At 50.1% G+C, this 12,179-nt stretch carries 13 protein-coding genes; 4 read left to right on the top strand and 9 right to left on the bottom strand.

Annotated features, from left to right (window positions below):
- The first annotated feature begins 3 nt into the window (after positions 1-3).
- The 3 genes from C7T94_RS15730 (at position 4) to C7T94_RS15740 (ending at position 2,694) form a co-directional block, all read left to right on the top strand.
- On the top strand, positions 4-1,314 hold the full coding sequence (locus C7T94_RS15730; protein ID WP_107216379.1) for an NAD(P)/FAD-dependent oxidoreductase: 1,311 nt from the start codon (positions 4-6) through the stop codon (positions 1,312-1,314).
- A complete protein-coding gene (locus C7T94_RS15735; RefSeq protein WP_107216381.1) occupies positions 1,311-1,763 on the top strand; it encodes a methylglyoxal synthase in 453 nt (150 codons plus the stop codon). The genes C7T94_RS15730 and C7T94_RS15735 overlap by 4 nt, the downstream gene beginning before the upstream one ends.
- Before the next feature lie 70 nt (positions 1,764-1,833).
- Positions 1,834-2,694 carry a hydroxymethylglutaryl-CoA lyase gene (locus C7T94_RS15740; RefSeq protein WP_239495042.1) on the top strand — a complete coding sequence of 287 codons (861 nt, stop codon included), beginning with the start codon at positions 1,834-1,836 and terminating at the stop codon, positions 2,692-2,694.
- Here the strand turns inward: C7T94_RS15740 and C7T94_RS19565 are convergent.
- From C7T94_RS19565 to fbaA, 4 genes are all read right to left on the bottom strand, one after another.
- Positions 2,691-3,281 (bottom strand): Fic family protein, encoded by a 591-nt coding sequence (locus tag C7T94_RS19565; protein ID WP_204353310.1) that lies wholly within the window; start codon positions 3,279-3,281, stop codon positions 2,691-2,693. The two genes, C7T94_RS15740 and C7T94_RS19565, sit on opposite strands and share 4 nt — an antisense overlap.
- A gap of 9 nt (positions 3,282-3,290) precedes the next feature.
- On the bottom strand, positions 3,291-3,521 hold the full coding sequence (locus C7T94_RS19570) for a Fic family protein (protein ID WP_204353311.1): 231 nt from the start codon (positions 3,519-3,521) through the stop codon (positions 3,291-3,293).
- 276 nt (positions 3,522-3,797) lie between these two features.
- Positions 3,798-4,229, bottom strand: coding sequence for a GNAT family N-acetyltransferase (locus C7T94_RS15750; RefSeq protein ID WP_107216385.1), 432 nt, complete (start codon positions 4,227-4,229; stop codon positions 3,798-3,800).
- 146 nt (positions 4,230-4,375) lie between these two features.
- Positions 4,376-5,455: a class II fructose-bisphosphate aldolase gene (fbaA, locus tag C7T94_RS15755; protein ID WP_107216387.1), complete on the bottom strand. Its 1,080-nt coding sequence runs from the start codon at positions 5,453-5,455 to the stop codon at positions 4,376-4,378.
- Positions 5,456-5,595: 140 nt separating this feature from the next.
- Here fbaA and accD point away from each other — a divergent pair, with 140 nt between their 5' ends.
- Positions 5,596-6,441 carry an acetyl-CoA carboxylase, carboxyltransferase subunit beta gene (gene accD / locus C7T94_RS15760; protein ID WP_107216389.1) on the top strand — a complete coding sequence of 282 codons (846 nt, stop codon included), beginning with the start codon at positions 5,596-5,598 and terminating at the stop codon, positions 6,439-6,441.
- Between the two features lie 40 nt (positions 6,442-6,481).
- Here accD and C7T94_RS15765 read toward each other — a convergent pair whose 3' ends face one another.
- The 5 genes from C7T94_RS15765 to C7T94_RS15785 form a co-directional block, all read right to left on the bottom strand.
- Positions 6,482-7,636 (bottom strand): RsmB/NOP family class I SAM-dependent RNA methyltransferase, encoded by a 1,155-nt coding sequence (locus C7T94_RS15765; RefSeq protein WP_317046926.1) that lies wholly within the window; start codon positions 7,634-7,636, stop codon positions 6,482-6,484.
- The gene (locus C7T94_RS15770) at positions 7,636-8,838 is read right to left on the bottom strand and encodes an ABC transporter substrate-binding protein (RefSeq protein ID WP_107216392.1); all 1,203 of its coding nucleotides are present in this window, start codon (positions 8,836-8,838) and stop codon (positions 7,636-7,638) included. Before C7T94_RS15770 ends, C7T94_RS15765 begins: the two co-directional genes overlap by 1 nt.
- Entirely contained in the window at positions 8,825-10,354 is a 1,530-nt protein-coding gene (gene guaA / locus C7T94_RS15775) for a glutamine-hydrolyzing GMP synthase (RefSeq protein WP_107216394.1), read from the bottom strand. Before guaA ends, C7T94_RS15770 begins: the two co-directional genes overlap by 14 nt.
- A 93-nt stretch (positions 10,355-10,447) precedes the next feature.
- A complete protein-coding gene (locus tag C7T94_RS15780; protein WP_107216396.1) occupies positions 10,448-10,903 on the bottom strand; it encodes a deoxycytidylate deaminase in 456 nt (151 codons plus the stop codon).
- Positions 10,900-12,174: a sugar MFS transporter gene (locus C7T94_RS15785; RefSeq protein WP_239495043.1), complete on the bottom strand. Its 1,275-nt coding sequence runs from the start codon at positions 12,172-12,174 to the stop codon at positions 10,900-10,902. Before C7T94_RS15785 ends, C7T94_RS15780 begins: the two co-directional genes overlap by 4 nt.
- Between the last annotated feature and the right edge of the window lie 5 nt (positions 12,175-12,179).

Below are 12,179 nucleotides of genomic sequence, written 5' to 3' on the forward strand. Positions count from 1 at the left end.
AGAATGAATTTGGAACTCCCGAAAAGCGAACATCCCAGGGTACTGGTGATCGGAGGCGGGTTTGGCGGCATAGAACTCGCAAAGAAACTCAGAAACAAACCTTTTCAGGTTGTCATGCTCGACCGGCACAATTACCATACTTTCCAGCCTTTGCTTTACCAGGTTTCGACCGGTGGTCTTGAACCAGATTCGATTGCATTTCCACTGCGAAAGATCTTCAAGGGCCAGGAGAACTTTGTCTTTCGCGTTACAGAGGTTCAGGAAATCATTCCCGAGGCCAATAAAGTGATTACTGACATTGGTGAGATCAGTTACGACTACCTGGTCATGGCAACCGGTTCAACAACCAATTATTTCGGCCAAAAAGAGATCGAGGCCAATGCCATGCCCATGAAGACCATCCCTGAGGCCCTGAACCTGCGCAGCCTGATCCTTCAGAACCTGGAAAAATCGCTGATTGAAAACAACAAGGTCGTTTACGATACACTGCTGAATTTCGTGGTGGTGGGCGGCGGCCCCACGGGCGTTGAAACCGCCGGGGCCCTCTCCGAGCTGAAACGCCATGTGCTTAAAAACGACTACCCTGAACTTGATCTGAACAAGGTGAACATTTACCTGATCGAAGGCTCACCAGAGTTGCTCGGCGCCATGTCTCCGCAGGCCCAGAAAAAAGCCAAGGACTTTCTTGTGGAGATGGGTGTAACCGTGCTGACAGAGTCGCGCGTACTTTCTTACGATGGCAGCACTTTAAAACTGGCAGACGGCCAAAGCATACCGACCTCGACCGTGATCTGGTCGGCAGGCGTGATGGGCGAACTGATACCCGGGTTTGCCGCCGCCAGTATTGTTCGCGGAAACCGCCTGAAAGTAAATGCATACAATGCCGTTGAAGGCTATACAAACGTCTTCGCGATCGGCGACATTGCAGCCATGATTACAGAAGAAACGCCCCTCGGTCTGCCCGGTGTGGCACCTGCCGCCATACAACAGGGCAAACACCTCGCGAAAAATCTGTATAATCGCGTATCGAATCGCGCGCTTGAGCCTTTCAAATATTTCGACAAAGGCTCTATGGCAACCGTTGGCCGCAACAAAGCCGTGGTCGATCTCCACAAAATCCGCTTTCAGGGCGTTTTTGCCTGGTTTGCCTGGATGTTTGTGCACCTGATGACCCTGGTTGGTTTCAGAAACAAAGTGGTTGTGTTCGTAAACTGGGTATGGAATTATTTCAGCTACGACCGCGGAACCAGGCTGATCATCAGGGAATATGAGAAAAGGCCAAAGGAGCCTGAACCGACGCAAACGATTTTATGACATACCGAACACTCAAACCAAACAAACGCATCGCACTTGTTGCACACGACCACCGGAAAGATGACCTGCTTGAATGGGCAGCAGCGAACCGCGATATTTTGCAGTCGCACGAACTCACCGCCACCGGCACAACCGGAAAAATTCTTGAAGAACGCCTCCGCATACCCGTACGCAGAATGCTGAGCGGACCACTCGGCGGCGACCAGCAAATCGGTGCCCTGATTGCTCAGGGTGAAATTGACATCCTCGTTTTTTTCTGGGACCCGATGGAAGCGCAGCCACACGATCCGGATGTGAAAGCCTTGCTGCGCATCGGCATTCTGTGGAACATTCCCATGGCCTGTGACCGGGCTACTGCCGATTTTTTGGTATCTTCGCCATATATGCAGAACGAATATCAGACACAGCTTACGGATTACGATGCATATAAGAATCGGGTAATCCGGTAACCACAGGCTTTTGGCTTAAATTGCCAAAGGCGCATGTCTTATCGGTACTGTCTGATCATAGCAACAACAAGTGGAAAAGCGCCCCCTCAAACTCATTGAATGTCCCCGCGACGCCATGCAGGGCTTGCACGACTTTGTGCCAACGCACCTGAAGGCCGCGTACATTAACCTGCTCCTGCAGGTGGGTTTTGATACCATTGACTTTGGCAGTTTTGTTTCGCCTAAGGCCATTCCGCAAATGCGTGATACGGCCGAAGTATTGGCACAACTCGAGCTCGGCGAAACGCGATCAAAACTCCTGGCGATCGTTGCCAATGTTCGGGGTGCAGAAACAGCGGCTACGCATCCCGAAATCAGTTACCTCGGTTTCCCTTTTTCCCTGTCAGAAACCTTTCAGCAGCGAAATACAAACAGCAGCATGGCCCAGTCAATGGAAACGGTAAAACAGCTGCTTGACACCTGCGACCGGTCGGGCAAGAGGGCTGTCATTTACCTGTCTATGGGTTTCGGCAATCCATACGGCGATCCCTGGAGCGTGCAGCTGGTCGCAGACTGGGCAGGCCGCCTTACCGCCGCCGGTGCCAGCATCCTCTCCCTTGCCGATACCACCGGTATTTCCCAGCCGGCACAGATCAGCGAACTGCTTCCCCTGCTCATCGGCAACTTCCCTGAAACAGAAATCGGCCTGCACCTGCATGCGACCGCGCAGCAGCGCCAAGCCAAGATCCGGGCCGCATTTGAGGCCGGCTGTACCCGTTTCGATTCAGCATTGAAAGGTTTCGGCGGCTGCCCGATGGCAGCTGATGACCTGACAGGAAATATCGCAACAGAAGCGGTGCTGCAGCACCTGAACGAACACAATATGCTGCCGCCGCTGAACATGGAAAAATGGCAGGAGGCGATGAATTATTCACCGGCAATCTTTCGTTAGGGCTTGCGGCGCTTCCTGCTCAGGCTATCCATATATGAACGCACGGCCCGTTTACTCGTTACCCATGACCGCCCCTCCTTATGCGCATCTATTTTTCCCTGACGCGCCAGCAGGCTGATGTATTCCTGACCATACGGCATGTCAGGTTCTTTGACCAGATCTGAGATTTCCATATAACCTTCTTCCCGGCCAGGCAGGGCCTGCAGGTAAATGTTCAGGCTGCGTTCTGCAGCCTGCGCCGTCAGGAGCATCAATTTTTGATAGTTACCGTTGTTGGCCTGATTCAGTGCATCGTAGTATTTCCGGCGATCATCTTTTAAGATGATGACCGGCGGGAAACCTTCACGCAACATAAGCAGGTTCATAGCTAAAGGCGCCGTACGACCGTTGCCATCAAAAAATGGGTGGATCCAGACCAGCTTGTGATGAAATACAGTGGCCAGTTCGAGGGCATCCAGTTGCTGCGGATTAGTCTGAACATAAGTTACAAGCTCATCAAGCAGGCCGGATACTTTTGCGGCATTGGGCGGAACAAAGTTAGCACCAGCAATACGGACGCCGGCGTTGCGCAGGCGGCGTAATAGCAATGCATGCAGCTACAGAATATCAATACACCGCAGCTTATAGGCAGCACTCACGATCTGGTAAAGCAGATCAATTGCCTTCTCATGATTTACCGCTTCAAAATGTTCACGGAGCGACTTCCGTTTAATGGTGATCCCCTCCTGCAAAACCATCTGGGTTTCACGAAGACTGAGCGTGTTGCCTTCAATGCTGTTCGAGTGGTAAGTCCATTCAATGGAAAGGCTTTCACGAATCTTTTGCAATGCCGGGGGCGATATCGCCGGCTATTGCGAAGTAGATTTACTTTTTCATTGAGACGATGGAAAGTTTCTTCAAATTCTGACCGGTAAGTTAAATCAATAGCCCACATAGCAAAATCTACAAAAATCGGATCAATCTGGAAAACACCTTTCCCGATATTTGCCAACATACAGCTATGACGCAACCGCGTACAGCAAACGGTCAAATACAGCATGACCAGGCACAAAACTTGGCTGCAGACACAAATATCATGTATGTTTTAGTATAAAGAGGCAGCTTTAGCTTCGTTTAACCATCCGCAAATGCTGTATTCCCGCCTCTTCAAACTGTTCGCCTTCAGCTACAAAACCAAATTTTGCATAGAGTCCCGTGGCTTCAAGCTGAGCGTTAAGGTATATGAAGTCCGCATCTGCAGGCAGATCAGCCAGCACTTTGGCCACCAGTGCACGGCCTACACCTTTTCCACGGTATTCCTGCAGTACGGCAAACCGTTCCAGCTTGTACCCCTGGTCTGTTTTCCGCCATCGGCAGGCGCCGCAGGGAACCTGTTCATTGTACAGCGCAAGAAAGTGAACAGAAACCTCCTCGTTTTCCCATTCCAGTTCAGGCGGGCAATTCTGCTCTTCGACGAAGACCGTCTTCCTGATCGCAAAGACCTTCTGCAGGTCGTCATCATTGTTTACTTTCTGTACAGACAGGATCTGATTCATTATTTAACATGTTTATAGGCCAAGCCTTCAGACAACGGTCGATGTGGATCAACTGCTCCGGTTCATTGTGTGCTGCGCCGGGCATACAAAAGTAAAAAAAAACGCCACATGCTGGTCGCATGCGGCGTTTCATAAAATGGATATTGTTAGAGTTTATCGTTCACGTTTACGCAGTTCAGGTCTTCGAAAGCTGCTTTTAAGCGCTTCACAAATACCTCTTCGCCTTTGCGCAGCCAGACACGCGGATCGTAGTACTTTTTGTTTGGCTTGTCTTCTCCCTCCGGATTGCCGATCTGGCCCTGCAGGTAAGCCTCGTTCGCTTTGTAATAGCCAAACACGCCTTCTGCAAATGCCCACTGCATGTCGGTATCGATATTCATTTTAATGGCACCATAAGAGATCGCTTCGCGGATTTCTTCCTGCGATGAGCCCGAACCACCATGGAACACGAAATTGATCGGTTTTTCTGCCTCGAGATTGTACTTTTCACGAACAAAGTCCTGCGAGTTTTTCAGAATGACTGGTTGCAGTTTTACGTTTCCTGGTTTGTATACGCCGTGCACATTGCCGAAAGCCGCTGCCACGGTAAAGCGCGGCGAAATTTTGCTCAGTTCATCATAAGCATAACAAACTTCGCTGGGCTGGGTGTACAATTTAGAGCTGTCCACATCGCTGTTGTCTACACCATCTTCTTCGCCGCCGGTTACTCCAAGCTCGATCTCAATGGTCATATCCATTTTACTCATGCGCTCAAAATAGCGGGCAGAGATTTCCATATTTTCTTCGATCGGCTCTTCTGACAGATCAAGCATGTGCGAAGAGAACAGTGGTTTGCCGGTTTCAGCAAAGAATTTCTCGCCGTGGTCAAGCAGGCCGTCGATCCAGGGAAGCAGTTTTTTTGCAGCGTGATCGGTATGCAGGATCACCCCTACGCCGTAATGTTCTGCAAGCAGGTGAACGTGCCTGGCGGCAGATACCGCACCGAGAATACACGCCTGAAGTTTGTCATTGTCTAAGGACTTGCCGGCATAGAACTGCGCTCCGCCGTTAGATAGCTGGATAATTACAGGAGAATTCACCGCTTTTGCCGTCTCCATGACACCGTTAAGGGTATTGGTACCTGTAATGTTCACTGCAGGTAAAGCAAATTGATGTTTCTTTGCCTGTTCAAATAATTCCTGAACGGCATCCCCGTAAATTACGCCTTTGTAGCCTTTTAAACTCATTGTAGTTGGATTTTTGTTGCGCCCGAAGTTATAAAAAAAAACCACAGTTTACAATTCAGACTGGCCAGCAGCGCGCTGGCAATCTGTTGCACGTAGTTCTAATATTTTTCGTTTCTTTGTATCCGATTCTTCACATACATATGGCTTGGTTTAAGAGAGAAAAAAAAGGTATCATTACCTCTACAGAAGAAAAAAAAGAAGCACCAGACGGGCTTTGGAACAAATGCCCGAATTGCAAGAAAGCGCTTCACCAATCGGAACTCCAGGAAAATAAATACGTTTGCCATTACTGCAGCTATCACCTCAGGGTAGGGTCTAAAGAATACTTCGAGGTATTGTTTGATGACAGCCAGTTCACCGAATTGTTTGCCGATATGATCTCGGGCGATCCGCTTAATTTTGTGGACAGCAAACCTTATTCAGACCGCATCCAGGATAGCATGAGAAAAACCGGCCTCAAAGATGCGATCCGTGCCGCACACGGCAAGGTCGAAGGCCAGGAACTCATGATCGCCTGTATGGATTTTAATTTTATCGGCGGCTCTATGGGCTCTGTTGTAGGAGAAAAAATTGCCCGCTCTATCGATTACAGCCTGGAGCACAAGGTGCCTTTTCTCATGATCTCAAAATCTGGCGGTGCCCGCATGATGGAGGCTGCCTTCTCGCTGATGCAGATGGCCAAAACCTCCGCAAAACTGGCGCTGCTGAGCCAGGCAAAAGTACCTTATATTTCGCTGCTTACAGATCCGACTACCGGCGGTGTGACGGCTTCATATGCCATGCTTGGCGATATAAACATTGCTGAACCGGGCGCGCTGATCGGCTTCGCCGGTCCGAGGGTTATCAAAGAAACAATCAAAAAAGACCTTCCGAAGGGGTTTCAAACCGCAGAGTTTGTCCTTGAGCATGGCTTTCTTGATTTCATCGTAGACCGGCGGGCTATGAAAGCAAAAATCGCAGCCTTTCTCAGAATGGTTCAGAATTAACAGAAGATATCCCCTTGTCTAGAGGGGATTTTTTTTGCCATTATCGCCCGATTAACCGGGCTGCAAACATGGTGTCGGCTTTGCGGCGGTAACCGTCAATCAACTCCATGCGTTCAAGTTCAAGCGGCAGGGTGTCGAGCATGAATTCCACCACTTCTTCGTTCTCGGCCCGAAAGGCTGAACAGGTAATGTAGATCAATGGTTTGCCCGGTTTTAGGTACGTAACCACATTTTTAGCGATCGATTTTTGCAGGTAGGAAAACTGTGCAATCTTACGCTTGTCAAAAAATTGCGCGAGTTCAGGCGTACGGCCCCACGTGCCCGAACCTGAACAGGGTGCATCGAGAATGATACCGTCAAAAGCATAATGTTTCAGCAACTGGTCGTTGTTCTGCAACAGATCGAGCTGCTTTCGCTGGTATTTCCTGATGCCGGCCTGCGCAAAACGTTCCTCCAGGTTATCAAGAATATTTTCGCGGATATCGCTCACCACCAGCTCGATGCTGGGTTCAAGGCTATGAATGAGCAGTGATTTGCCGCCTGAAGCTGCACATGCATCCCACCACTTGCCATATTTTTCAGGCTGAAAAAAACCAGCCGTATGCTGCGAGGAAAGGTCCTGTACATAATAACTGTGCTCGGGCAGCAGCGTTTCGAGTTTGGCTCCATTGGGGAGGGCCAGACAATGGTCTGAGAGCTGTTCAAACGTTTGCCCCGCATTTTCAAGCAATTGCGGCACCTGTTCATCCCTTATGCGGATGTACAGTTCTGGCTGCACAAACATAGATTTGCAGAATGCAGCCTCGTCGATCGCTTCAGACAGCAAACCACCAAAAGGAAACACCTGTGTTTCATCGGCATTGAACCCTGCATGCCGCAGCGCACCAAGTTTTTCATCGGCCGGCCGCTGTTCCAATCCTGCCAGTTCGGGCAGTTGCTGTGCTGCAACAGGGCTCATGTCTTCATGACATAAAAAGTCGGCTATGGCCAGCCGTTTGGCAACATTCAGTTCGGTGAGCATGCCGCCCAGCCTGAAATAACTGTAAATGTACCGCGAAGCCCAGCGCCGGTCGGTAGAGCCCATCTGCCTGTTTTTCTTAAAAAAACCGGGCAAAAAACGGTGTAGCGGCATGCTGCCGTCATAAGCGGCCAGAAGCTGCTCAAATGTTCTGAGTTGGTGTACGGCCTTCATCATTAATCGATCACCTGCAAAGCGTAATTGCTGTAGCGCAGCAACATCAGTTCGGTATTGATATACCCCAGTTCACGGTCGTAAACGAACCTGAAATTGTTATGCAAGCCCTTGTAGGGCTCGTCTGGCAGATGTCTGGCATAAGCGGGGCCATACTTTGAAAGAAGCCTGCCAAAATAAAGGCCATTGTCGAATCCCTTAAATGCATACTCGCCCGGCTCGAAACCAAATGTACTGCGGTATTTCCTGATAAAGGATTTGGTAACTGCCGACTTGTAGTCAACTTTATAAGAACTGGTAATACTTGTATTCAGCTTTTGCAGTTTATCGGTGCTGTAGCTTTGTTTCATCCAGTTGGGGTGGCCAAACAGGTTGATCGGGTAGCCGCCTGTTTTGAGGAATTTCAATTTATACAGTTTATCGATGCTGGGCGTAACGAATTTGCGGTCATCTGAAGTAATCAGTACAGCATAGTTTTTACCCTTCACCAGCCGGCGTTCTAGGGCATATACCGAAGCAAACTCCTGAACCACAAATTTGCGTTTGTTTTGCCGGAGCTGGCTGCGAAGGGGCGCAGCGAAGATTTCGTCGTCTGTCGTTTTCGGATTGATCAGCACAACGATCGTTTTAGCAGGATCATAATGATCCGAGATGTAGTCGACAATTTTACCGGCATGCAGCTCGATGTTGTTGACGACCGAGACCAGATTTGGATTGTTGAACTCGCGTGGGTTCGAAGCAGCCAAGGGCGAAACGACAGGGATTTGGTGTTCATGCGCATACGATGCGATAAATTTCTGGCCCTGCGGAAATATGGGACCAACCAGCAGGTGGCTGGTCTGAAAATCCTCATTTTTATACAGTGTTGCGATCTGGCTGTTTTCATCGCGGGTGTCAAAGACATGCAGCTGAAAATTAAGACCGGATTGCGCAGCAGAATCCAGACCAAGTTTGAACCCCTGGTAAAAATCAATCGCAAGCGAGGATTTTTCAAGGTCCTGTTTGGTCACTGCGGCAAGCTTCGCCCGGCTAATGTCAAACGGAAGCAGCAACGAAATCCTTGCTTCCGAAAATCTTCTGACTTCTTTTTTCTCAATCGCTTTTTCCTGCTCCCTGACCGGCGTATCGGTTGTCTTGCGTATTTTAGGCGAACAACCGGCTAAGACCAGCAGCAGAAGCAAAAAAGAAAATCTATTCCCACTCAATCGTTGCAGGTGGTTTCGAGCTAATATCATAAACAACCCGGTTAATGCCTTTCACTTTATTTATAATTTCGTTCGAGATCTTGGCAAGCACCTGGTAAGGCAGATGGCACCAGTCTGCCGTCATCCCGTCGAGCGACTCAACCGCACGGAGGCAGATCACGTTTTCGTAGGTGCGCTCATCACCCATCACACCGACCGACTGTACCGGCAGGAAAATTGCTCCGGCCTGCCAGACCTGGTCGTATAAACCGGCTTCTTTCAGGTTATTGATGTAAATCGAATCAGCTTCCTGCAAAATAGCCACCTTCTCTGCCGTTACCTCGCCCAGAATACGAATGGCCAGGCCCGGGCCGGGGAAAGGATGTCGTCCCAGGATAAAATCTTCCAGGCCAAGGCTCCTGCCAACGCGGCGTACCTCATCTTTAAACAAGGTCTTCAGCGGCTCAACAATCTTCAGTTTCATGAAATCGGGCAAGCCGCCGACATTGTGGTGTGATTTGATGGTCGCTGAGGGTCCTTTAACTGATACCGATTCGATTACGTCGGGGTAAATGGTTCCCTGGCCCAGCCATACTACATCCTGCACTTCATGCGCCGCATCGTCGAATACTTCTATGAAAACACGGCCAATCGCTTTTCGTTTTAATTCAGGGTCTTTTATACCTGCCAGCTGGCTCAGAAAACGATCTTTGGCATCTATACCTCTGATATTCAGCCCCAGGTGTTTGTACTGCTCCAACACAGAAGCGTACTCATCTTTCCGGAGCAGCCCGTTGTCTACAAAAATACAGTGCAGGTTTTTACCGATTGCACGGTGCAGCAGCATGGCGGCTACACTTGAATCTACACCGCCCGAAAGACCAAGCACGACCTTGTCATTTCCGAGCTGCTGCTGCAGTTCACTTACCGTTTCTTCGATAAAAGAATCTGGTGTCCACTCCTGGCTGCAGCCACAAATATCTACCAGGAAGTTTTTAAGCAATTGTTTACCGTCAGTACTGTGTGTAACCTCGGGGTGGAACTGAATGCCATACGTGTCGGTGCCGGTTACACGGTAAGCGGCCACGCGTACGGTATCGGTACTTGCGGTGATCTCAAAATTAGCCGGCGTTGTAACGATGGTATCGCCGTGCGACATCCATACCTGCGAGTGCGCCGGTATGTCTTTGAAAAGTTTATCCTCATGCTGAATGAAACCCAGGTTGGCCCGGCCATACTCACGAATGGTCGATGGCTGTACCTCCCCTCCTGCCTGCTGCGCCAGGTATTGCGCTCCATAACAGACGCCCAGTACCGGGTATTTTTCATGAAACAGCGTCAAATCAAGCTGCGGGGCATCTGCCTGCCGTACGGAATACGGACTGCCCGACAAAATGATGCCTTTTACGTCGCCGGTAAACTCAGGAAGGTGGTTGAAAGGGTGGATTTCACAGTAAACATTCAGTTCGCGTACGCGGCGTGCAATCAATTGTGTGTACTGCGAACCAAAATCGAGAATAATGATTTTTTCGTGCATGGGCAAAGATAGGTATTTAAGCCGAAAGGCTGAACGCTACAAGTACTTTCGTAGCAAGAATTTTGATTGGGCAAGGGAAGACTGCCAGGCGACTTACGGTTCGAGCAAAATGACCTCTACGCCGAATTTCTTTAGAAAATCAACGCCCTCATCGCTCGGCAGGCCTTTATAGGCAGCGTAAGAATATTTGTAAAACACGGTCCCGATCCCTGATGACAGAATGAGCCGGGCGCAGGCAATACAGGGCGAAAGCGTGGTGTACAGCGTGGAGCCTTCAATCTTTGCACCATTTTTGGCAGCATACAGAATGGCGTTCTCCTCTGCATGCAGGGCAAGCGAGCAGCTGCCTTTCGAATCCCGTTGGCAGCCCTCGGCGGGCCACTCTTCGTCGCAATTGTGCGTTCCGGCGGGCGGGCCGTTATAACCGATCGAAATGATGCGGGTATCTTTTGTTAAAACGGCGCCGACGTGCGCCCGCACACAATGTGAGCGGGCGGCCAGGTCGGTAGCCAGGTTCATAAAAATATGGTTAAAGCTGGGTTTGCTCATTTTTTCAGTCCGACTTTGTAGCCAGCAATGGAGTAATACAGGATGTACAGGTAGCACGGCAGCATGGTAACCAGGAAAGCCGTATTGTTGGCCATGCCAAAGGTCGACTTCAGCTCTGCATAGATCTGCGGCATAATGGCGCCGCCGGCAATGCCCATAACCAGCATGGCGGAACCGATTTTCGTAAACTTGCCAAGTTTGTTGATCGCCAGCGGAAAAATAGCAGGCCACATGGGCGCATTCGCAAGACCCAGCAGCGCGATAAAGGTTACGGCAGTATAACCTTCTGTCAGGAATGCACCGGCTGTGAAGAGCATACCAAGGATCGCCGCCACCCTGAGGCTGGTTTGCTGGCTAATGAAACGCGGAATGGTAAAGATCCCGATCACATAACCCACCAGCATGGAGACCAGCGTAAACGTGGTGAAATACTTTGTGGTGTCCAGGCTCATGCCCATTGCCCGGCCGTAGTTACCGATGACGTCTCCGGCCATCACTTCTACGCCAACATACAGAAACAGGCAGATCACGCCAAGCAGCAGGTGCGGATGGCCAAAGACACTGCTTTTAGGAGCAGCCTCTGTGCCGTCTGCAGCTTCGGCCCCATCGGTATCAATCTCGGGCAAGGAGGATTGTTTAATCAGGAAAGCCAGGATAATAAGAATGACGGCCATGACGATATACGGCATGATCACTTTTGATGCGAGCTCGTCGAGCAATGCGGTTCTTTGTGCTTCGCCGGCTGCAACTTTGATCTTTTCTTCGATAGCCGTAGCGTTGTTCAGCACGATGGCGCTGAGCACCAGCGGGCTGATTGCCCCGGCAATCTTGTTACAGATTCCCATGATGCTGATTCGCTGCGCCGCACTTTCATTGGGTCCGATAATGGCTGCATAGGGGTTTGAAGCGGTCTGCAAAAGCGCCAGTCCGGCGCCTTGCACAAAAAGCCCGGTCAGAAACAGCCCGAACGCGCGCTGCTGGGCGGCCGGGATGAAGATCAGCGACCCAAGGGCCATGACGAACAGCCCCAGCGCCATGCCGTTCTTAAAACCCGTCTTTTTAAGAATGGCCGAAGATGGAATGGCCAGGAAAAAATAAGCCATGTAAAAGGCGAACGTAACAAAAAGCGCTTGTTTTTCGTGCAGGTCGCATGCAATCTGCAAAAAAGGGATCAGGGTCCCGTTAAGCCAGGTTACGAAGCCAAAAACGAAAAATAGAGCGCAGATGATGACCATCTGCCTGACATAATTGTTTTGAGGTTTACTCTCCATAGTTG

Origin of the sequence: Pedobacter yulinensis (assembly GCF_003029735.1) — a bacterium.
GTDB lineage: Bacteria > Bacteroidota > Bacteroidia > Sphingobacteriales > Sphingobacteriaceae > Pedobacter > Pedobacter yulinensis.